This window comes from Rickettsia tillamookensis (genome assembly GCF_016743795.2).
GTDB lineage: Bacteria > Pseudomonadota > Alphaproteobacteria > Rickettsiales > Rickettsiaceae > Rickettsia > Rickettsia tillamookensis.
In genome coordinates, this window is record NZ_CP060138.2 from 118,174 (window position 1) to 141,088 (window position 22,915).

The window sequence follows — 22,915 nt, forward strand, 5'->3', positions numbered from 1 at the left end:
AAAACTGTAAGTTTTAACGAAGCAATCCAGTATAAAAATTCTGATTTACAGAATTTTTATAATTATTTTTACTGGATTGCCACGTCGCTTCGCTCCTCGCAATGACGATATCCGCTTTTAGTTAGCAATGCCTAATTAAGAAAAGCTTATCCGTTCTATTTTATAAATTGACTTTTAGTTTAATAAGTCCTTGATGGCTTTGATATTTTCTATGAGTATAATAATTATACTCAAGCAGAACATTTATATTTTTTCTGCTCATAAGTATATTACTACCGATATTATATCCAAGCTTAGGTTGTTTTGGTATAATAATTGTTTCTTGTAATGTTTGCCCTTTAAAAGTCACTTTTGCATTAACTTTTGTATTTTTATTATTGAAATGACGCTCAATATTACCGTACAAGCTTGGTGTTAATACTATATTATTTACGGTCGCTATAGGCTTAAACACTATTTTACCGCCAATACTACTTTCAAATGCTTGATTTGATTTCTTTTGAATCATTAAGTTTTCTATATCTACATTATATTCTTTATAGTTGCCAGCTCTTGAATAATCATATTTAAAACCGATATTAGGAATAAAATGTAAATCGTATTTTGTATGATATTTATAATTTAATAAGGTTTGAAAACTTAAATTATTGTTTTGATATTTTCCAATTATATTATTAATACTTTTAGATTTGTTCTTAATATAATTATAACCGTAAGATGTTATAGCTTGTAACGAGAAGCCTTTAATTAGTTCTTTTAGACCGTAAATGCTTAAAAGATGACCGTTAACAGCTGTTTTTCCTAGTTTTTTATTATATTTAATTTGGGATTCTAAACGGCTATAAGCTATTCCTATAACATCATGACTATTGATGAATTCAGCATCAGCCCCGATAGTTACACCGGTTGTGCGACCTTGATATTTTGGAATATTCTTCCAAGTTCCTTGTTTGTTGATGCCGTATAAGCCGCTAATCCATACCCCTCTGTTTATACTAGCTTCTTCATCACCTGCACCTATTGCAGCAACCTTTAATCTATCACTTAAAATATTATAGTGAACAGGTTTGTGAAGAGTTGAAGTAGCCTTAACTAATATTGCTACTTTCCTACTGGTGTCATCAGATACCTGTTGTCTCTGTGTCGCTTCATCTTGCTCTGCGATTGCTTCAGTTTTGAATGACATATCGATAGCTTCGTCTTCGCTTTCTAAAACTATATCTTTTTTTGATTCTTTTTCCTCTGTTTCTTCTTGTGTATGTGTGGTCTTTTCTTTTTGTTCAGCTTCTTCGTCTGCTAGACGTTTACGTTCTTGCTCTTGACGGTTCTGCTCTTCTTGACCCTGACGTTTTGCTTCTTCTTTTTGTTCAGCCTCATCTTCTGCATTTTTAAACATTAAAGCCATATCTTCTAGACATTCGGTTTCTGCCTTTTCTGCTTTACGTTTTGCCTCATCTTCTGCTGCTTTGCGGTTTGCTTCGTCCTGTTGACGCTTCAGTTCTTCTTGACGCTGACGCTCTGCTTCGTCTTGCTTACGCTTCAGTTCTTCTTGACGTTGACGCTCTGCTTCGTCCTGTTTACGCTTCAGTTCTTCTTGACGCTGACGCTCTGCTTCGTCCTGTTTACGCTTCAGTTCTTCTTGACGCTGACGCTCTGCTTCGTCCTGTTTACGCTTCAGTTCTTCTTGACGTTGACGCTCTGCTTCGTCCTGTTTACGCTTCAGTTCTTCTTGACGCTGACGCTCTGCTTCGTCCTGTTTACGCTTCAGTTCTTCTTGACGCTGACGCTCTGCTTCGTCCTGTTTACGCTTCAGTTCTTCTTGACGTTGACGCTCTGCTTCGTCCTGTTTACGCTTCAGTTCTTCTTGACGCTGACGCTCTGCTTCGTCCTGTTTACGCTTCAGTTCTTCTTGACGTTGACGCTCTGCTTCGTCCTGCTTACGCTTCAGTTCTTCTTGACGCTGATGCTCTGCTTCGTCCTGTTTACGCTTCAGTTCTTCTTGACGTTGACGCTCTGCTTCGTCCTGTTTACGCTTCAGTTCTTCTTGACGCTGACGCTCTGCTTCGTCCTGTTTACGCTTCAGTTCTTCTTGACGTTGACGCTCTGCTTCGTCCTGCTTACGCTTCAGTTCTTCTTGACGCTGATGCTCTGCTTCGTCCTGTTTACGCTTCAGTTCTTCTTGACGCTGACGCTCTGCTTCGTCTTGCTTACGCTTCAGTTCTTCTTGACGCTGACGCTCTGCTTCGTCTTGCTTACGCTTCAGTTCTTCTTGACGTTGACGCTCTGCTTCGTCCTGTTTACGCTTCAGTTCTTCTTGACGCTGACGCTCTGCTTCGTCCTGTTTACGCTTCAGTTCTTCTTGACGCTGACGCTCTGCTTCGTCCTGTTTACGCTTCAGTTCTTCTTGACGTTGACGCTCTGCTTCTTCTTTTTGTTCAGCTTCATCTTCTGCATTTTTAAACATTGAAACCATATCTTCTAAACATTCTGTTTCTGCCTGTTCTGCTTTACGCTTTGCGTCATCTTCTGCAGCTTTACGGTTTGCTTCGTCCTGCTTACGCTTCAGTTCTTCTTGATGCTTTGCTTCTGCTTCTTGTTGTTTACGCTCTGCATCTCTCGCTGTAGCATTTTCTAAGTCTTTTTGAGCTTGTTCTACTGCTTTTTTAGCATTTTCTAGCTCTTGTTTTCGTTTATTTTCTAGCTCTTCTTTTCGTGTTGTTGCCTTTTTATCCGTATCATTGTCCCAATCATCATCATCAGAATCTTCGTCAGAACTATCCGCATGCCTCTGTTGAGCAATTTTATGCTTGAATTGAATATGTTCTAATGTTTTTTCAGCTTCTTTTAGGAGTTCTTGAGCCTCTAGTATTTCCTTAGAAATTAGTGGACTAGATTCTGCATTATTGTGTTTATTTTCTTTCTTCTTGTTTAAGTCCTCTAAAGTTGTTTCTATTTTTTCTACTGCCTTTTTAGCATTTGTAACCATTTCATCTACGTAGTTTTGAACAAGTTGTTTTTTTTGTTTTGTAACTACGCCTTCTCTTAATCTTTCAGATAATATTTGAAGTTCTTCTTGTTTTGTTCTAAATTCTGATAAGTCTGTCTTTGATGTAAATTTCCCGAATTTATTTTGTTTGCTCTTTAATGTCTTAAGCTCCGCCTCTAGTGTAGTTAGTTCTGTTATTTCTTCTGGTAATAAATAATTCTGCCAATTCTCATCCATATCATCTTGATATTTTTTAGGTATTATTGCGAATGCTTGGGCTGCATTATCTATTAGCTCTTTTCCTTTTTCTTCTGCTAAGGTTAGTTGATCTTCAGCTCCTTTTAAATATCCTTGGCATGCTGTTGCATTTTTTATTGTATTGTCTTTTAGAAGACTGCTCATTTCACTAAATTTTCTTGTTGCAGCGTTAACTGCTTGCTCTAATTCCTGCTTTGCTTTTGTTATTCTGTCAACATCGTTATTATTCTCATCCTGTGCATTTTGATTATCCTCTTTCCATCCTTTATTATTCTCATCCTGTGTGTTTTGATTATCATTTTGGTTATCTGGATTATTCATATTTTTTAATCTATCCCACACATTCTCACTTCCTGTTGTTGATGCTGTTTCTTTTTCTCGCTTACTCTCTTCTATCTGTTTATCTATTGTTTCTTGGGTTGTAGATTTCCTTTGTGCAAGTGCTTTCTTTAGTCCCTCTAATAAAGGATCACCTTCTGTGTTTTCTTTTAATTTTTTATTCTCTTCTTGTTTTCGCTCTCTGTCTATTTTTGTTATAAGAGCTTTTCGTATCCTTGTGTTATTAGTCAATACATCTACGATCAATCTTCGTTGTTCTGGAGTAGTGTTTTCTAAACCTTTTTCTAAAGTTTTATTTACAGTTTCATTACTTTCATTACCATCAATATATACTATAGCTTTAGTTAAATTCTTTATTAAATCTGTTTCTTTATATTTTTGTAATATTCTAGTTAAATCTTGTTCAGTTATCGTACCATCATCTTGGAGAAAAATTTTCTCTAAAATTTCATTATTTAAGCTATCTATTAGCTCTCTTACTTCTTTTTTTGAAAAGGGAACGTTTTTTAAGTTCGTGTTGATCTTATTTTCATCAAGTATAAAACCTACTAATTGATTGCTTGAAATTTTATCTAACTGCTTAGATAATTCTTTTAGTTTATCTTTTAATGTTGCCTTACTGTGTTCACCTAGAATTTCAGAATTTTTATTTATAAATTTTAATTGTCCTAATATATCGCCCTGTTGACTTAAAATTTTAGGTAGTTCTTTAGGTAATTTTTTTGATATGTCTGTTGATGCAGTCTTACTGTACGCACCTAAAATTTCAGAATTTTCCTTTATAAATCTTAATTGTCCTAATATATCGCCCTGTTGACTTAAAATTTTAGGTAGTTCTTTAGGTAATTTTTTTGATATGTCTGTTGATGCAGTCTTACTGTACGCACCTAAAATTTCAGAATTTTCCTTTATAAATCTTAATTGTCCTAATATATCGCCCTGTTGACTTAAAATTTTAGGTAGTTCTTTAGGTAATTTTTTTGATATATCTGTTGATGCTGTCTTACCGTATGCACCTAGAATTTCAGAATTTTCCTTTATAAATTTTAATTGTTCTAATATATCCCCTTGTTTACTTAAAATTTCTTGTTTCCTTTGTGCATCTAGTTGCTCTAATGATAAAAGACGCAATGTTGCTTCTTCTTGACTTTCATCGAAGAGCTTGCTATCTAAAAAATCTCCTGTTTGTTGGTTTGCGTTTTTTGTATTTACAAACTGAGCTATATAAGGATCTTTTATAAGCTCTTTATACTTTTCTTTTGCCTTACCTAAAATTTCATCATTTTTTTTACTAAAAAGAGTAAGAATTTTGTCTGCATCAGCGGCAAAATCTTTAAGTGTTAATTCGTCGCGTATAAGAGATATTATTTTCGTTGGAAATGATGACATTAAAATTACTTGAGCAGCATCCGGATTAATTAATTTAGCGTATTTTTTACCAAATTCTCCAGTAGGGGTAGGTACTTCTAGCGATTGAGGAGGTGGTGTTTTTATTGATGAGGAAGGTTTTTTACTGCTACTAGTGCTTTTTGATGCCCCTGGTTGAGTAGTTTGACCTCCACTAGCAGTATTGTTTGATGACGCTGCTTGAGATGCCCATCCCGGTGGAGGCGGCGGTGGTGGTGGTGGTGGACCGCCGGCTGCTTCTGAACCGGTGGTAAATAAATTTATTGATATACTAATAACGAAAGAGTATGTTAACAATACTGATTTTAATTTGCCTGTTATACTCATTACTTAACCTCAATGATTATTTTTTAATGTATAAACGAGGCGAATTATATAATATTTATTAATATTTATCAAGAAAAAACATTATTTTTTATTAACTTATTGGTTAAATTAAAAATAATTGTTGCATCAATTAGCAGATATGTTAGGAAGATTGAGAAAAATATACTAAGATAGAATTTGGAAAATTGGCTACAATGTTTTTGTAAGTCCTAAGATGCTGAATGTTTAATAACTGCTGCCGTTCCTTGGCTTATAGACTCCTTGCTCTTTTTCAACTTATGTCAAAGTATACTATTCTTCATTTGCTTGGAGTATACTCAACCACTAATAAGCTAAAATCTTATAGTGGTTGAGTAATAGCTTTACAAATTGATTTTTAGTTTTACAAGTCCTTGATGGCTTTGATATTTTCTATGAGTATAATAATTATACTCAAGCAGAACATTTATATTTTTTCTGCTCATAAGTATATTACTACCGATATTATATCCAAGCTTAGGTTGTTTTGGTATAATAATTGTTTCTTGTAATGTTTGCCCTTTAAAAGTCACTTTTGCATTAACTTTTGTATTTTTATTATTGAAATGACGCTCAATATTACCGTACAAGCTTGGTGTTAATACTATATTATTTACGGTCGCTATAGGCTTAAACACTATTTTACCGCCAATACTACTTTCAAATGCTTGATTTGATTTCTTTTGAATCATTAAGTTTTCTATATCTACATTATATTCTTTATAGTTGCCAGCTCTTGAATAATCATATTTAAAACCGATATTAGGAATAAAATGTAAATCGTATTTTGTATGATATTTATAATTTAATAAGGTTTGAAAACTTAAATTATTGTTTTGATATTTTCCAATTATATTATTAATACTTTTAGATTTGTTCTTAATATAATTATGACCGTAAGATGTTATAGCTTGTAACGAGAAGCCTTTAATTAGTTCTTTTAGACCGTAAATGCTTAAAAGATGACCGTTAACAGCTGTTTTTCCTAGTTTTTTATTATATTTAATTTGGGATTCTAAACGGCTATAAGCTATTCCTATAACATCATGACTATTGATGAATTCAGCATCAGCCCCGATAGTTACACCGGTTGTGCGACCTTGATATTTTGGAATATTCTTCCAAGTTCCTTGTTTGTTGATGCCGTATAAGCCGCTAATCCATACCCCTCTGTTTATACTAGCTTCTTCATCACCTGCACCTATTGCAGCAACCTTTAATCTATCACTTAAAATATTATAGTGAACAGGTTTGTGAAGAGTTGAAGTAGCCTTAACTAATATTGCTACTTTCCTACTGGTGTCATCAGATACCTGTTGTCTCTGTGCCGCTTCATCTTGTTCTGCAATTGCTTCAGTTTTGAATGACACATCGATAGCTTCGTCGTCGCTTTCTAAAACTATATCTTTTTTTGATTCTTCTTCAGTTGTATTATTACTTTCTTCTAATTCTTCATCAGTTTCATATCCTTTATCGTCTTCGTCACTAGATCTTAAGGCTAGAAGTGATTTTTTGTCATCTGATGATTTATCATTTTCACTATCGTTAGAACTCAATAATCTCGGTGATAAAGCAGTTGTTGAATCAGATTTCTCTGACTTTTTATTGCTATCTTCAGGTTGTGTGTCATCCTTTGTTGAGGATTCGTCATTTGTAGCTTCGCTTTCTTGTTGGAATAATGATTGGAATTGTTTCATATCTAAACGTCCTACTTTCTTTTCCTGGTTATTATCTTCTGATTGAACATCACTACCGTATTTTTGTTCTAGTTCAGTAGATTCTGCTAGTAATTGTTCAACAAATAGAAACAATTCTTTATCTTTTGCTAACTCTAAAAGTTTGGATTTATAAATATTATGTACTTCTTGTCCTATTTCAGTTCTAGGACCTATAAAATCAGAGTCAGCAGTATTAAATGCCTCTTTTACTGCTTCTTCTGGATATTTTGTCAATTGCTGTGTATAAATATTATGTACTTCTTGTCCTATTTCAGTTCTAGGACCTATAAAATCAGAGTCAGCTGAAGTAAACGCCTCCGTTAATTCATCTTTACGTTTTTTGCTAGGTTTAATATTATCTTCAGCATATCTAATAAAGTCTTTATCTTTTGTTAACTCCAAAAATTTAGAAGTATAAATATTATGTATTTCTTGTCCTATTTCAGTTCTAGGACCTATAAAGCTAGAGTGCTTAGTGCTAACTGCTTCTTGAATTTTTTCAAAATATTCTTTATTTTGATTGATTTTAGATACATTTTTTGAATGTTCAAGTACTACTGATTCTACTATGGCTTTTTTAAACAAATCGGTATCAGAGTATTGTCCTTTATATCCTGCTGATTTTTCTCCTGATAAAGCAAATTCATTATATCTTAGTGCTATATCGGAGCTAAAATTATAAACCTTTGGAGGTGTTGTTTTGAAAATAGGTGTTTTAATATCTTCATTTACTTTAGTAATTCTATCTATCCAATCTTGAGTAAATCCTAAATCTTTTAAATAAGCTAAGCCAGGCGGTGGTGGTGGTGGCGGCATATTTCCGGTATGGGTATGATTTTTAGCTTTTTCTTGAGAGCAGTCTTTAAGAGCTTTTAATATTACAGACATATTTAATTTATTAGCAAGAGCTCTTACTTGTTGATCACTCACACCTGAAAATGAAGGTAAAGCTAATCTTAATTGATCTAAATTATTACTACTTTCTTGTTTGACAACAGAAGCTTTTAAAAACTCTTGTAATAATGCAGGATCTTTTGCTTTTACTATAGCTATAAAATCATTTTGAGGTAAATTTGCTGTAATTAATTCTTCAAATTTTATTGTGCTTAAAATAGCTGTTCTTAAATCATCAAGTTTAGCCTGTGCTTGATCAGAACTAATTGTTTTTCTTAAGTTTGTATCTTCTGTTATTAAAAAAGTAGTTTGTTGTGCTATAGTTAATATATTAGGGTTGTTGATTAACTCTTCGACTCTATTGGTAAATATATCTTGGTCAAGCATGCTCGTCTTCTTATAAGCAGCTTCTAATTGTTTGAATGGAGTAGATTCGTTATCAATTTCTCTAATCAATTTTAATTGATTTAATTCATGTTTAATAGGTTTCTTTATATCTTCAGATATTTTACATGATGATAATACGATACGTACTGCTGCATCATCAGAGTCTTCATTGAAAAGATTTTTAATTATGTCTTCGCTTGTTGTTGCTTTCTTACCATTTACAATTATATCTTGCATATATGGGTCTTGAACAAGCTCCTTAAAAATTTCTTTAGCTTTTTCTTCGACTTCAGGAGTTGCAATACTAAATAAATTTATAAGAGTTTTCTCGTCAGCTCCTTGGTTGGCGTATAATTCTGTTAATATTTGACGTATAACATTTGTAATGTCATCTTTTCTTTTTATTATTTGGCTTTGTAAATCATTAGCTTTCTCGCTAGTTTTTTTGGTTTTAATATCTAAATTAGTCTCAGCTCTATATTCTACATATAGTTTGGCATAAGCTGTCTCTGGCTCGCTTCTTTCTGTACTGGTTGCACTAGAAGCTGTAGGTTGAAGTGGCACTTTTGGTTGAACAGTAGTATTACGAGTAAACTGAGTATATAATGAATGTATGTGAGGATATTCTGCTTGTAACTTATTTAAATCAAAATTGTTAGAATTGCTAATAAAGCCTTGAGAATTTAAGGGAGGTGGTGGTGGCATACTCCCATTTAGCGGTAGAGGCGGTGGATTTGGAATACCACCATTTAGTGGTAAAGGGGGTGGGTTCGGAATGCCGCTTTGTGTTTGTTCTAAATTATTTGCATTATTACCTACTGCTAATCCTAAAATTTTATTGGTTTCATTGTTTAGTGCGTTACTATCGGATAATATTACTTTAATTACTGAATTTAATGTTTGTTTATTTACTTCTTTGGCTAGTTTAATCATATAGTCTTTAGTTAAACTATCTATTATTAGTCCTTTATTTTTTAGTTCTATATTTATTTCTGCTACTATTTCCGGTGTTAAAATATATTCGCTTTTTACAATATGTGATTGCATTTTATTTTTTAACTCTAATTGCAGAGCTAAAAATTTTTCTACTGAACTCTTATCTTTACTTGCTGCTAGTTTGATAAGATCTAATCGTGCCTTTTCTTCAAATTGACTATTAGATATATTTCGCATCGCATAGTCTTTAATTCTTTCAGCAAATTTAGTTTTTTCTTCAGAAGAACTATTTTCTAATAATTCTTTTAGAATAGGTCTATTCTTAACGTCAATATTGGTATTGAAATCTAATTGTCCCCTATCGTTGCTAAATAATACCTTTTGAATAGTATCATCATTAAAATCACTTAATATAGTAGTTACTGCTTCTTTTTTATAACTACTATCTACTTTAAGATTTAATGCTGCTATAGGATCTGTTTTAATAAGATTTTCAAATTCTTCAATATTTTCTTCTTGTTGTATTATTCTATTTATATTGTGTTGAGATTGTGTTAAATTACCCTTACTTTCTTTATTATTAAAGTGAGTTTTAAAAGTACTTATAGGATCAAAAGAATATGATTGTTTCTCTTTTCTACCCGTGGGAACTCCCGAAGATGTTTCTGTAGTATTTGTACCTTGATTTGACATATACCAATTATCACTTTTGGTCCCGCTCTTTTTTTGTGAACCTCCAGCAGACGGTTTAGTAGTATCATTGTTATTTAAAAGCTGGTTTGCATTTATTCCGGCTGTTATTTGCTTTATATAAGAATTTGCTTTTATTGTCCCTATCTTAAATTCTTCCTTTAATTCTTCAATTGTAGGGATAATATTATTATCTATATAATATGCTTTTTTATTAAGCATCTTCTGAGTTGCTATTGATGCGATATAGTTTGTTGCCTCACCTTTATCAGCACCAAATTTCTGCTCTAGCTCTTTTTCTGTAGGAATACTATTAGCAGCTATATATTGTGGCTTTTCTTTGTCCATAACTTTAAGTCTTATTGACTTAATATAGCCATCTCTATTATCATCACGAGATATACCAAATCTATTTTTTAACTCTTTTTCTGTAGGAATATGGTTATCCGCTATATATTGTCCCTTTGCGTTTTCCATAATTTCAGTTCTTATTGATACAATAAAAGATTCTGCATCATCTTTACCCATGTTAAGAGCAGTCTTTACTTCTTTCATTTCAGGGATAATATCATTATCAACATAATGTTTGTATTTAATATCTCTGTTTATTGAGCTAATATATAGATCGATTACCGCTTTTTTGTCTTTTTCTGCACGACGTACCTTTTGATCTTTTTCTACATTATTGTCTATTTTGCTAGGGTCATAACTTATTCCAAGATTTGTTGCTGCTTCTATATCTGTAGGAGCTACACCTTGATTAATATATTCTTGTTTCTTTGTATCAAAGTTCTGTTGTTTTACTCTTTCGATGTATAATAAATTTTCAGCTCTTGCTTGTCTTGCTTTATGCCTAGTATTATCTAAAAAACTTGATAAATCTGTTTCCTTATACTTTATTCCTAGATCATCTTGTGCTTGAGTAAAACTAGGAACTAAGTTTGCTTCTTGCCATTTTTTGATTTTTTCATTTGGAGTAAAACCTTTCCAAATATTTTGTTGCTGTTTTGAATTGTGCTTTTCCCATGTCGGGGTTTTACTAACTAAATCTTTAAAGCTTGCCGCTCTAGCACTTGTACTTAAAAAGCTACTAGTCAACAAACATGTTGACATGAAAAAAGTTAAAACATATTTTTTTGAGTGGGAATTTTGTAAGCTCATTCAAACCTCGATCAGTTATTATTTTTTTTAAATATAAACGAGGCGAATTATATAATATTTATTAACTTATGTAAACTATTAATTACTAATTTTTGTTAACTAATAGATTTTTTAACCAAAATGTGCTTAATACATCACATACTAATGGCATCTCAATTTTTGGTAAATAAAATATGCAAATTCAATTTCACTTATATAACACTCTTAGCCGTACTAAAGAGGTTTTTAACCCTCAAGATCAAGCTAACGTAAAAATGTATGTATGTGGACCAACTGTTTATGATAATCCGCATATAGGTAATAGTAGGTCGGTAGTAGTATATGATTTACTTTATCGTATGCTTATAAAAATATTCGGCAGTAGAGCAGTAAAATATGTACGTAACATTACGGATGTTGACGATAAAATTATTGATAGAGCTGAACTACTTGGCATTACTATTAATGAGTTGACTGATAAAGTTACACAAGAGTTTCATACAAATATGGCATATTTAGGTTGCCTGCTACCGAGTATTGAGCCGAAAGCTACAGAGCATATTGATGTAATGATCGAAATAATAGAACGCTTAATAGCAAAAGATCACGCATATATTGCTGATAATCATGTTTATTTTGATGTTTTATCAGCTCCAAATTATACGGAATTATCTAACCGAAATTTAGAGGAAATGTTTGAGGGAGTACGTATAGAAAACAGCAAAACCAAAAAGCATCCACAGGATTTTGTATTATGGAAACCGGCAAAGCCAAATGAATCCGCAAATATGAATTTTGAAAGTCCTTGGGGGTTTGGTCGCCCTGGATGGCATATTGAATGTTCAGCCATGAGCTACAAATATTTAGGTGAGAATTTTGATATTCACGGTGGCGGAGCAGATTTAATCTTCCCGCATCATACTAATGAAATTGCACAAAGTAGATGTGCTTTTCCGGATTCCACTTATGCTAGATACTGGGTACATAATGGATTTCTAACGGTGAACGGTGAGAAAATGAGTAAATCTCTTGGTAATTTTATTACTGTAAGAGATTTAATGGATAAACAAATTCAAGGAGAAGTAGTAAGGTTATTTTTATTAAGTAGTCACTATAGGCGTCCACTTGATTATAATGATAAAGCTATAGAAGATGCTAAAAAGACTTTAGATTATTGGTATAGAGCTATAGAAAATATTAATATACAAAAAATAGATTTACCTCACAATTTCATGCAAAGCTTACTTGATGACATGAATACGCCGCTTGCCGTTAAAATAATTAATGACTATGCTAAAGGTGTTTTTATTTCTAAAACTGAAGAAGAAAGACAGCTTAACGCCTCTGCTATTATTACTTGTGCTAATTTTATTGGTTTAATGAATAAGACTCCACACGAGTGGTTTAATAGCGGTGTGGATGAACTCTATATAAATGAGCTTGTAAATAAGCGTTTGGAAGCAAAAAAACAAAAAAATTGGTTATTAGCCGATCAAATTCGTAACCAGTTATTAGAGAAAAAAATAATTCTAGAAGATAAACCTGATGGTACTACTATCTGGCGAAAAGAATAGACCTTTTCGGAAGCTCTACTTCTAGGGGTAATTTGTACGTCGATCCGGTACTCGCATCCTCACGTACTAAAGTGTACGCTGCGGTGCTGCGTTCCGTGTCTCCTTCAAATTCCTCCCTATAAGCGAGCTTCCGAAAAGGTCTAATAAAAGCTTGTAAATTATGCAATATGCGTATATAGTTTGTAGGCTTGTAAGTCGTCATTGCGAGTAGATATTGTTGCGTGGATGCCAAATCGTCATTGCGAGGAGCGAAGCGACGTGGCAATCCAGAAAAAATAATAAAAAAATTCTGTAAACTAGAATTTTTTACTGGATTGCTTCGTCGAATTACTATGTAATTCTTCTCGCAATGACGGAAAAACCGATCCATGCAACAAAACCTGCTCGCAATGACGATTTTCCCAAACTTAAGCAAAAAATTCACACGTAAGATATATGTTAGTTCATGTATAGAGCTGTCATGCTAGTTCCTTAATCATGGCATCCAGTAAATATATGATAATAAGTTGTTTTTGGATCCCGTGGTCAAGCCACGGGATGACAAATATACACAATAATCTTACAGAGGTATAAACTAACAATTAGGAGAATTTAAAAATGTCAAAAATACCATCTGTTAACATTAAAGAATTATTGGATGCAGGCGTGCATTTCGGTCATAAGACCTCACGTTGGAATCCTAAAATGGCATCTTATATATATGGTGAACGTGATGATGTTCATATAATCGATTTAAGACAAAGTGCCGCTTTAATGAGTGTTGCTTTGAATACAATATATGAAACCGTAAAAAAAGACGGTAAAATATTATTTGTAAGTACTAAAATACAGGCTAGTGATATTATAGCGGAATATGCCGAAAAATGCGGACAATATTATGTAAATCATAGATGGCTTGGCGGTATGCTAACTAACTGGAAAACTATTGCGGGTTCAATAGAAAAACTAAATAAGTTAGAAAAAACCTTAGAAAGCGAAGAAGCACTTATGGGTTATACTAAGAAAGAGATACTCGATATGAGCCGTAAGAAAGAGAAGTTACTTCTATCTCTTGCCGGTATTAGAAATCTTAATTCTAAACCTGATCTTCTAGTAGTTATTGACACTAATAAAGAGCATATCGCAATTAATGAAGCGGTAAAGCTTAATGTTCCTATAGTTGCAGTAGTCGATACTAATTCTAATCCTGATAATGTAGATTATCCGATTCCGGGTAATGATGATTCTATAAGATCAATAAGACTTTATTGTAGTTTATTTGCAGATGCGGCATTACAAGGACTTGAAGAATCAATGAAAGCTTCAGGGGTTGATATGGGAGCTATGCAGGAGCATACAGATAAGGCATTAACTTCTAAAAATGTTTCTAAATTAAAACAAGCTAAAAAATTCTCTAAAACGAAAAATATTGATGAAGAGACAAATACAGAATTTGAGCAAGCATTAAATGATGCCGATGAAAATAAAAATTCTGATAATGTATAAGGGCTGTTGTGTGGATACTAGGGGCGTCATTGCGAGGAAATTACGCAGTAATTGACGAAGCAATCTCAAGAGTTTGTTATTATTTCATGAGATTGCCACGCAGCCTACGGCTGCTCGCAATGACGATTAGGTATCTATATACCCCAAGCCAAATATAATAATTAAGGAGAAAGTAAGGTATGAGTGAAATAAATATAAGTGCTACAGCGGTTAAAGAATTAAGAGAAAAAACCGGTGCAGGTATGATGGACTGCAAAAAAGCATTAATAGAAACCAGCGGTAATTTTGAAGAAGCTATAGATTTTCTGCGTAAGAAAGGCTTAGCTGCGGCAGCAAAAAAAGCCGGACGTATTGCTTCTGAAGGTTTAACGGCTGCAAAAGTTGATGGGCTTACCGGAGTGGTGGTTGAAGTAAATTCCGAAACGGATTTTGTTGCTAGAAATGAGCAATTTCAGGATCTAGTTAAGGATATTGCAAACCTTGCAGTAATTGCAAAAACTATAGACACGCTAAAAACATCTAAAATGCAAAGCGGTAAATCAGTTGAAGAAGAGATTATAGAAAATATCGCTACAATCGGTGAAAATTTAACATTACGTCGTATGGATATATTAGAGATATCCGAAGGAGCAATCGGTTCCTACGTACATAATGAAGTTGTACCGAATCTAGGAAAAATTTCCGTATTAGTAGGTCTTGCGTCTAACGTAAAAGATAAAGCAAAACTAGAAGCTTTAGCTAAACAAATTGCTGTTCATGTAGCAGGAAATAACCCGCAAAGTATAGATGATTCAAGCTTGGATCAAGCACTCGTAGAGCGTGAGAGAAAAGTATTTTTTGAGAAATCTAAAGAAGAAGGAAAGCCTGATAATATTATAGAAAAAATGGTAGAAGGTAGAATACGTAAATTCTTCTCTGAAGTTGTATTGCTTCAGCAAAATTTCTTATTTGAGCCTAAACTTACTGTTGCGGAAGTAATTAAAAATGCTGAAAAAGAACTCGGTGCAGAAATTAAAATCGCTAAATTTATTAGATACGAACTTGGCGAAGGTATAGAACACGAAGAAAAAAACTTTGCCGATGAAGTAGCAGCCATCACACAGGGTTAATATTGGATTCTATTGCGTGGATACCGATGTCATTCCTGCGAAAGCAGGAATCCAAAAAAATAGTCTAAATAAACCTAAAAAAACAAGTTTTTTATAGGCTTTACTGGATTCCCGCCTACGGGCGTTGTTGCATGGCTCGGAAAACCTGCTGAGTGTCATACCGTGGCTTGTCCACGGTATCTAGTAAAATAACTAAAAATACTAATATATTAGTATTTTTAACTGGATTCTGTGAATAAATCACGGGATGACAACAAAAAACCGAGCCATGCAACAAGGCTGACTTGATTGCAATATCCAGCCAAAAATACTAACCATACATAGCTTCTATATGATATGCAGGGTCAGTTTTACCTATTAGTACCTCTCCTCCATTTTTGTAAATTTCTTGAGTTAAATGATTATAATCTCCGCTGTTTACCGGTAAAGTATATAATGTACCGTGATAAATAATGCACGCTGGGTATAATGGCTTGCTAGAAAGAACCGGAGAATTTGGTAAAGATAGCTTAATTATTCTTCCATCATCAGTATAATCAAGTACTAATGCAGTGCGTGGGTCACCCACTTTTGAGCCGTCTAATCTGTAGAAAACAAATTCTAGATGAAGCTCTATAATGTCTTTTACAGTATCAGGAATAGTAATTGCTCTATATTCTTTAATTTCCATTATATCTTTCTTATTTAATTTCAATTTTAAAGAAGTTTTTATTGTTTCTTCTTGCAATTTCACTACAATGCCATGTATTGGATCTTTAAGTTCAATAGTTTTGCTCGTAATATGTGAAGTGGAAGTAGTATTTATGGTAGTAGTTGATGTAGTAGTGGTAGAATTATTATTTGAAGGAGCAGTATTAGGTTCAGAATTTTTGATCACTACTTGAGTTTTACCATTCGCATCAGTATTAACTATTTCACTGCTACCGGTAGAAATTTTGTATGCATTTACTAAAGTAGTGGCTGTAGTTTTTCCTGCTTCTATTGCTCCCTTAGCGAGTTTAGTAGTAGTAGTAACCATAGAATTACTATTTGAAGTAGTAGTATTAGTGGATTCAGAGTTTTCTACTGCTTCTTGAGTTTTGCTATCTGTGCCGGTATTAACCACTTCAATACTACCGTTAGTTATTTTATAGGCAGTTATCAAAGTATTACCCGTAGTTTTCCCTACCTCTACTGCTCCCTTGCCTAAATTATATATCCCTTTGCCTACATAAGTTATGCCTTTGATAATAGGATCGTTTTTAAAGTTTTCTTCTATCTTTTTGTTCTCTGCTTCTCTTTCTTCCGGAGTCATTCTAGCCCACCTTTCAGCTCCTCTTCTATCTGCCTCCTTACGTTCTGCTTTTTCCCGTGCTTCTTTTTGCTCTCTATCTTGTTGCTTTTTTAATACCCCATAATTATAATAATTATAACCGGCTTTTCTATACAAATCCTGATCTCTACCCATAATAAATACTCCTATCTGATTTAGTAGGCTTATTTAATCATGTTACAATCAAAAGTCAAATTTTATTTTTGAAAATTCTACTTTTATTAACTAGCCTTAGTTATGGAAGAAACTTCATAATTACTTTCAAATATTCATCTAGGATTTTTTGGTTGTCCTCAACAAATTTTAAAGCATTCCTGCGGTAAGCTTTAAGTTCTAGAGAATTATTAGGGCTAAGTAGATATGTTAGTTTGATTAGTAAATCTTCACCGTTTTTGATTTGGATAGCTGCTTCATTTTGCAGTACGCCTTTAGCAATATCGGTGTTTTTACTCATATCGGGACCGAATATAATACAATTAGAGAAATATGCCGCTTCTAAAATATTATGCCCGCCTTGTTTAAAAGAACCACCGATAAAAGAAATTGTAGCTACAGAAAAAAACAATCCCATTTCACCGAATCTATCAACTATATAAAGGTCATCGCTTAAAACAGGTAAATCATTTTGCGATTTAGCGGTAGCAGATAAATTATGTGACTTACAATTATCGATAATTGATTTAATTCGCTCAGGATGTCTTGGAATTAGGATAATATAACAATCTAAAAACTGCTCTTTTAGGTTTTTTATTATAGGCAAAATCACCTCTTCATCTTCGGGGTGAGTGCTGGCAAATACCACGATTCGCCTATTATCTAAATGTAAGCTTAATTTTGATAATTCTTCTTGATTGACCGGAAGTTTTTCGTTAGCATATTTAATATTGCCTAAATTAACTGCATCTGATATGCCAAGTTCATTAAATTTTTGTAAGTCACGTTCGCTTTGCACGATAATTTTACTGAAATTTTTGAGGGTAAGCTGAAAGAAGCTTTTTCTTTTTAGCCAAGCTTTAAACGATTTATCGGAAATACGAGCATTTACTAGCAGTAATTTACACTGCTTTGCTGCTTCATTAATAGTACACGGCCATAACTCCGATTCTATAAAAATACCTAAATCAGGCTGCCAATTTCTTAAAAATTTTCGAGCGAAAATAATATTATCTATAGGCAAGAACTGATGAGTGGCGGTAGGAGGTAATTTGGCAGTTAATATTTTAGCGGAGCTGTTAGTCCAAGAAGTTACTAAAAAACGAATGTCAGGATAGCGTTTACTTATGTTGCTTATTAAAGTTAAAGCTGCCATAGATTCGCCGACGCTAGCTGCATGAATCCATATTAAGAAGGAGTTGTCTTGTCGATACTTACCTATAGCAAAACGTTCTTGGATGCGTCTTATATCTTCCTTACCTATTAATAAACGTATAAGAATTATGATAAAATAAATAGGTAATAATATAAAGCTTAAAGCATAATATAATAACATCATTTCTTTAAGCTCTCTGTTAAGCTTGCTAGTTGTCTTTCAAGGCTTATATGGTTTTGTATTTTATCATTTGTGAGTTCTAAAGGTGAGCCAACTATGATTTTAATGGTACCAAACGGTAGGGGTATTATTAATTTATCCCAACTCTTTAATCTGAAACATCTAGAAGTGGAGCTGACTATAGGAATAAGTTTTTTGTTATATCTATAGGCAATTTCAGGAATGCCGCTATTTACTTTATATACCGGTCCTTTAGGACCGTCCGGCGTGACTATTATATTTGCACCTTGAGATAACTTACCTATAATATTACGTAAAGCTCCAATTGGATTTTTATTAGTAGAACCTACTATCACTTTGCAACCGAATTTTCCTACTAAATCGTTTAAAATTTCCCCGTCTAAATGCGGTGATATTAAAGCATAGATATTTCTATGTCCTATAAACATAGCCGGACTTAAGGCAAGCATATTATGCCAAAATGCAAAGATTACTCCTTGTTCGTTTAAGAATTTTTCCTTATTGCCGTTATCGTAAAATATAAATTTCTGCCTTGAAGTAAAATAAACAAAACGCAAATACCAATATAGTAAAATAGTAATTATATTAAGTACGTATTTATTATTTTTTAAAAATTTTTTAAAAACTTTCCGCATTATTTTTTTGTTGGTTTAATGTCATTCCCGCGAAAGCGGGAATCCAGTATAACCTATAAAAAACTTGTTTTTTATAGGTTTATTTTGTTGAATATATAATTTTTGTACTAAATATTAAGGATTATTTTTTTTGGATTCCCGCTTTCGCAGGAATGACATACTCAAGCATCACAAGCTCTCTCAATCCTAATACAAGCCTCTTCTAGCTCTTCCATAGAAGTAGCATAAGAGATTCTAAAATATCCCTCTAAGCCGAAAGCAATACCCGGTACTACTGCAACTTTCGCTTCTTCAAGTAAATATTCGGCAAAATCATTACTATTTGCAATAATTTTTCCTGATTTAGTTTTATGCCCAAATATTTTATCACATTTAACAAATAAGTAAAACGCTCCTTCCGGCTTATAGCACTCAAAATATTTTACTCTTTTCAAAATTGATAAAGCAAGATCACGCTTTTTTTGAAAATTTAAAGCATTAGGCTTTATATAATCTTGAGGACCGTTTAATGCTTCAATAGCAGCCATTTGACTTATTGAACAAGGGTTTGAAGTACTTTGCGACTGAATAATAGTCATTGCTTTAATCAAAGCTTTAGAGCCTGTACCGTAGCCTATACGCCAACCCGTCATAGAATAAGCTTTAGATACTCCGTTTACGGTAAATATTCTCTCTTTTAAATCAGGTGCTATTTGGGCTAATGTATAAAATTTAAAATCATCAAAAGTAATATGCTCGTAAATATCATCGGACATTACATTCACATGAGGATATTTTCTTAAAACTTTAGCAATATTTTCTAGTTCTTCAAAATTATAGCTTGCACCTGTCGGGTTACTAGGTGAGTTAATAATAAGCCATTTAGTTTTATCGTTAATTAAACGTTCTAAAGCTTCCGCACTTAATTTAAAGTTATTTTCAATTCCGCAATTTACAAAAACAGGCGTTCCTGTGCTAAGTGCAACCATATCAGGATATGAAACCCAATAGGGTGCCGGAATAATTACCTCATATCCTTTGTCCAAAGATGCCATAAACAAATTATATATAACTTGCTTACCGCCGGTGCTTACTATTATTTCATCAAGTTCGTAATCTATATTATTTTCACGTTTGAATTTGTCTTTTATTGCTTGCTTTAAAAGCGGCATCCCCTCAACGTTAGTATATTTAGTAACGCCGTCTTTAATGGCTTTGATTGCTGCTTCTTTAATATTATCAGGCGTATCAAAATCAGGCTCACCGGCACCAAGGGCAATAATATCAATACCGGCTCTTTTTAGCTCAAGAGTTTTTTTTACGACTGCAAGAGTCGGTGACGGCTTTATAGAATTTAGTCTCGTAGAAATAATTGACATAATTGGAGTCCGTATTTATTAGGTATTATTGTGTGGATACCAAATCGTCATTGCGAGCAATCTTTGATTGCGTGGCAATCCAGAAAAAATAATAAAAAAATTCTGTAAATCAGAATTTTTTACTTTTTACTAGATTGCTTCGTCAATTACTTTGTAATTTCCTCGCAATGACGTTTAGCATTTTTATCCGCACAACAAGTTTTATTTATAAAAGCGATAATACAGCAATTTTAATCGCAATAAAATTATTTTATTTAAAAATTTATCAAGATATGTTTATTATAGTAAGTAATATTAATTTAGTAATTAAACTATGTTCGGTAAAATAAAAGACAAAATCAAATATTATTGCTTAACTATAATAAATATACCGAATTTTATTAAGAATAAAATTTTAGAATTTAAGAATTATATAAGTGATTGTAAATATAAATTCTCTCATTTAGCCGAAACTAATTATCAGCTTGGACTCGATCATTTATATAGAGGTAATTTAAATGATGCGCTGCTTAGGTTTAAACTGGTTGATAAATTTTTTAACCCTAATGATTCTAAAGTATATTATCAACTAGGATGGGTTTATTTTTTAAAAAATAATTATAAGCAAGCTATAGAATTTTTAGAAAAATCTAATGAAAAATATAAAGCAATATTTATAGATTTTTTAAAAAATTATAAGGATATTACTGCGATTCCAGAGGAAATTTGGGGAAAATATCGTGATTTAACAGCGCAATATTACCCTACTATTTTTAACAATGATAAAAATATTCATCTTCCGTATAGGTGTGTGAATGAAGCACTTAAGCAAATATCTGATTTACCTGATAATTACTCTATTCTAGAGCTTGGAAGTAATATAGGGCTTGTAGGTTATGAAATACAAAAACGTTTTCCAGAAAGTTTTACCTTAAGCGGTGTAGAAATTTCTACTTTAATGAATGATTTACAAGGAACATATTACCCGAATACTAAAATTTATGATCATATATATAATACTTCTATCAATGAATTTTTAAAACAAAACTCTAATAAATTTGATATTATTTTTAGTTTTTGCGGATTACCGTTTACTAACAATTTAATAGAATATTTTAATTTAATATACTCATCTCTTAGTGAACAAGGGTATTTTGCTCTTTGTTTACCGAACGCTGCGAAGACGCAATTCTCAGTAAAACGCAAAGAATTTATTTTTAACTTGAATGAAATAAATAATATTTTACAAAAAAATAATTTTACTATATTAACTTCGGAAGAAATAATACTAGCGGAAAACAATAAATATAGTATTATTGTTTGTAAGAAAATAACATAAATTAATGAGAATTTTAATTATACTATCTATTATACTATGCTCATTATTCGCAAGAGCTGATCTTGAATATGTGGATAATGACATATATAACTATAATGGTGGAAGAAATGAAAACGGTTGCTTGGAAGTTTACGATCCATACGAAAAATTTAACCGTAAAGTGTTTGCATTTAATTCTGTACTAGATTATATAATATTGCGTCCTTTAGCAATAGGTTATAAGAATATCACGAATGATTACGTAAAAGCACGTGTTAATAGTTTCGTCAGTAATGTTGATACACCGCTTACGGCGGTAAATTACGGGCTTCAGTTAAATTACAATAAAACTATGAAAAGCGTTTGGCGATTTCTCATTAACACGACGCTTGGCATAGGAGGTTTATTTGACGTAGCAGGTAAAGTAGGTTTGCCGTCTGAACGTCAAACTTTCGGCAGTACCCTCGCACATTATGGAGTTGCCCCAGGTCCTTATTTAGTATTGCCGATAATCGGTATTACTAACGCAAGAGATATGACGGATTCGGTAATTACTAATTATGCTCTTAATCCATTAATGTACTACACTCATAATGATTTTGACTTAGGAGTACTAGCAGTTAGTAAAATAAACGATCGATATGTTGTATTACCGTTTAGTGATTATGTGATGAAGAATTCTACCGATCCTTATGTGGCTATTAGATCAGCATTACATCGTGCTCGTGAAGCATCGGTTCAATATCCTGAAAATTTTAAATGTCCTAAACCCAAGAATTAATTAAATTAACGAGGATTATATGCAAAAAATTATTACAGGTTTATTTTTATTAGTTATGACGTTTTCCGCTTATTCTAGCGAGAAAGTGCCTGCTGGTTTGAATGATTACGTTACTAATTTAGTAAATGAAGCTTCTAGTATATTAAATGATAGTAAGCTATCTGAGCGAGTAAAAATTGCTAAAGCACGTGAGTTAATGTCTCAGAACCTAGATTTTGATTGGATGGCTAAATATACATTAGGCAGAAACGGGATAAAAACTTTATCAGGTGGGCAGGTTCAGGAATTCATCAAAGTTTACTCTAAATATGTTACTAAATCTTATACTGATTTAATAAAAGATTATAAAGGTGAACAGCCTAAAATAGTAGGAGTTCGTCCTTTAAGTTCGACCGATTTTATGGTTGCTATGAATATCGTTAGTAATAAAGAGCAAGACCCTATTAAAGTAGAATATCTTGTACGTGAAATGAAAGGGAACGGAAAAGATGTTTTTAAAGTTTCTGATATAATTACGGAAGGTGTAAGTCTTATTGGGGCTCAACAAGACGAGTTTACCGATACTTTAAAAAATCAAGGCTTTGAGGCACTAATACAAAAATTAGAAAGTCGTTCTTAAAGTTGCTGTCATTTCCAAAATCGTCATTGCGAGGAAAAACTGTAAGTTTTGACGAAGCAATCTCAGGAGTATTACTTCATGAGATTGCCGCACAGCCTACGGCTGCTCGCAATGACGATTAGGTGTCTACGCAAC

12 protein-coding genes and 1 pseudogene are annotated in these 22,915 nt (G+C 32.8%); 6 read left to right on the forward strand and 7 right to left on the reverse strand.

Annotated features, from left to right (window positions below; all coding sequences use genetic code 11):
• Positions 1-160: 160 nt before the first annotated feature.
• Together H6P87_RS00605 and H6P87_RS00610 are read right to left on the reverse strand one after the other, a co-directional pair.
• Entirely contained in the window at positions 161-5,317 is a 5,157-nt protein-coding gene (locus H6P87_RS00605) for an autotransporter domain-containing protein (protein ID WP_202069618.1), read from the reverse strand.
• A 362-nt stretch (positions 5,318-5,679) separates the two neighbouring features.
• On the reverse strand, positions 5,680-11,121 hold the full coding sequence (locus tag H6P87_RS00610; protein WP_202069619.1) for an autotransporter outer membrane beta-barrel domain-containing protein: 5,442 nt from the start codon (positions 11,119-11,121) through the stop codon (positions 5,680-5,682).
• Between the two features lie 173 nt (positions 11,122-11,294).
• On the opposite strand from H6P87_RS00610, the gene cysS reads away from it, so the two are divergent.
• The gene (gene cysS / locus H6P87_RS00615) at positions 11,295-12,674 is read left to right on the forward strand and encodes a cysteine--tRNA ligase (RefSeq protein WP_202069620.1); all 1,380 of its coding nucleotides are present in this window, start codon (positions 11,295-11,297) and stop codon (positions 12,672-12,674) included.
• On the opposite strand, the pseudogene H6P87_RS00620 reads toward cysS, so the two are convergent.
• Positions 12,670-12,807 (reverse strand): annotated as a pseudogene (locus tag H6P87_RS00620) (palindromic element RPE1 domain-containing protein); the annotation flags it as partial. The gene cysS and the pseudogene H6P87_RS00620 sit on opposite strands and share 5 nt — an antisense overlap.
• Positions 12,808-13,271: 464 nt before the next feature.
• On the opposite strand from H6P87_RS00620, the gene rpsB reads away from it, so the two are divergent.
• Positions 13,272-14,159: a 30S ribosomal protein S2 gene (gene rpsB / locus H6P87_RS00625; RefSeq protein WP_202069621.1), complete on the forward strand. Its 888-nt coding sequence runs from the start codon at positions 13,272-13,274 to the stop codon at positions 14,157-14,159.
• Positions 14,160-14,338: 179 nt separating this feature from the next.
• Positions 14,339-15,268, forward strand: a complete 930-nt coding sequence (tsf, locus tag H6P87_RS00630) for a translation elongation factor Ts (RefSeq protein ID WP_202069622.1) — start codon at positions 14,339-14,341, stop codon at positions 15,266-15,268.
• Positions 15,269-15,578: 310 nt separating this feature from the next.
• Here the strand turns inward: tsf and H6P87_RS00635 are convergent, their stop codons facing one another.
• From H6P87_RS00635 to H6P87_RS00650, 4 genes are all read right to left on the reverse strand, one after another.
• Complete coding sequence (locus tag H6P87_RS00635) at positions 15,579-16,715, reverse strand: Sca4 family protein (protein ID WP_202069623.1); 1,137 nt, start codon at positions 16,713-16,715, stop codon at positions 15,579-15,581.
• Between the two features lie 100 nt (positions 16,716-16,815).
• Positions 16,816-18,072 (reverse strand): lipid IV(A) 3-deoxy-D-manno-octulosonic acid transferase, encoded by a 1,257-nt coding sequence (gene waaA / locus H6P87_RS00640; RefSeq protein ID WP_202069624.1) that lies wholly within the window; start codon positions 18,070-18,072, stop codon positions 16,816-16,818.
• A complete protein-coding gene (locus H6P87_RS00645) occupies positions 18,069-18,725 on the reverse strand; it encodes a lysophospholipid acyltransferase family protein (RefSeq protein ID WP_202069625.1) in 657 nt (218 codons plus the stop codon). The genes waaA and H6P87_RS00645 overlap by 4 nt, the downstream gene beginning before the upstream one ends.
• A 161-nt stretch (positions 18,726-18,886) precedes the next feature.
• Complete coding sequence (locus H6P87_RS00650; protein WP_202069626.1) at positions 18,887-20,083, reverse strand: pyridoxal phosphate-dependent aminotransferase; 1,197 nt, start codon at positions 20,081-20,083, stop codon at positions 18,887-18,889.
• Positions 20,084-20,396: 313 nt separating this feature from the next.
• Between H6P87_RS00650 and H6P87_RS00655 the strand changes: the two genes are divergently transcribed.
• Genes H6P87_RS00655 through H6P87_RS00665 form a run of 3 tightly spaced genes read left to right on the forward strand, consistent with a single transcriptional unit; the run spans position 20,397 to position 22,780 of the window.
• Complete coding sequence (locus H6P87_RS00655) at positions 20,397-21,401, forward strand: methyltransferase domain-containing protein (RefSeq protein WP_202069627.1); 1,005 nt, start codon at positions 20,397-20,399, stop codon at positions 21,399-21,401.
• Between the two features lie 4 nt (positions 21,402-21,405).
• On the forward strand, positions 21,406-22,161 hold the full coding sequence (locus H6P87_RS00660; protein WP_202069628.1) for an MlaA family lipoprotein: 756 nt from the start codon (positions 21,406-21,408) through the stop codon (positions 22,159-22,161).
• Between the two features lie 19 nt (positions 22,162-22,180).
• On the forward strand, positions 22,181-22,780 hold the full coding sequence (locus H6P87_RS00665; protein WP_011270432.1) for an MlaC/ttg2D family ABC transporter substrate-binding protein: 600 nt from the start codon (positions 22,181-22,183) through the stop codon (positions 22,778-22,780).
• Positions 22,781-22,915: the final 135 nt, after the last annotated feature.

Bases quoted from the DNA above. Each gene is read 5' to 3' on its own strand.
- cysS (WP_202069620.1), top strand. From the start codon at position 11,295: ATGCAAATTCAATTTCACTTATATAACACTCTTAGCCGTACTAAAGAG.
- H6P87_RS00645 (WP_202069625.1), bottom strand. From the start codon at position 18,725: ATGCGGAAAGTTTTTAAAAAATTTTTAAAAAATAATAAATACGTACTT.
- H6P87_RS00655 (WP_202069627.1), top strand. From the start codon at position 20,397: ATGTTCGGTAAAATAAAAGACAAAATCAAATATTATTGCTTAACTATA.
- H6P87_RS00610 (WP_202069619.1), bottom strand. From the start codon at position 11,121: ATGAGCTTACAAAATTCCCACTCAAAAAAATATGTTTTAACTTTTTTC.
- tsf (WP_202069622.1), top strand. From the start codon at position 14,339: ATGAGTGAAATAAATATAAGTGCTACAGCGGTTAAAGAATTAAGAGAA.
- H6P87_RS00660 (WP_202069628.1), top strand. From the start codon at position 21,406: ATGAGAATTTTAATTATACTATCTATTATACTATGCTCATTATTCGCA.
- H6P87_RS00605 (WP_202069618.1), bottom strand. From the start codon at position 5,317: ATGAGTATAACAGGCAAATTAAAATCAGTATTGTTAACATACTCTTTC.
- H6P87_RS00665 (WP_011270432.1), top strand. From the start codon at position 22,181: ATGCAAAAAATTATTACAGGTTTATTTTTATTAGTTATGACGTTTTCC.
- waaA (WP_202069624.1), bottom strand. From the start codon at position 18,072: ATGATGTTATTATATTATGCTTTAAGCTTTATATTATTACCTATTTAT.
- rpsB (WP_202069621.1), top strand. From the start codon at position 13,272: ATGTCAAAAATACCATCTGTTAACATTAAAGAATTATTGGATGCAGGC.
- H6P87_RS00635 (WP_202069623.1), bottom strand. From the start codon at position 16,715: ATGGGTAGAGATCAGGATTTGTATAGAAAAGCCGGTTATAATTATTAT.
- H6P87_RS00650 (WP_202069626.1), bottom strand. From the start codon at position 20,083: ATGTCAATTATTTCTACGAGACTAAATTCTATAAAGCCGTCACCGACT.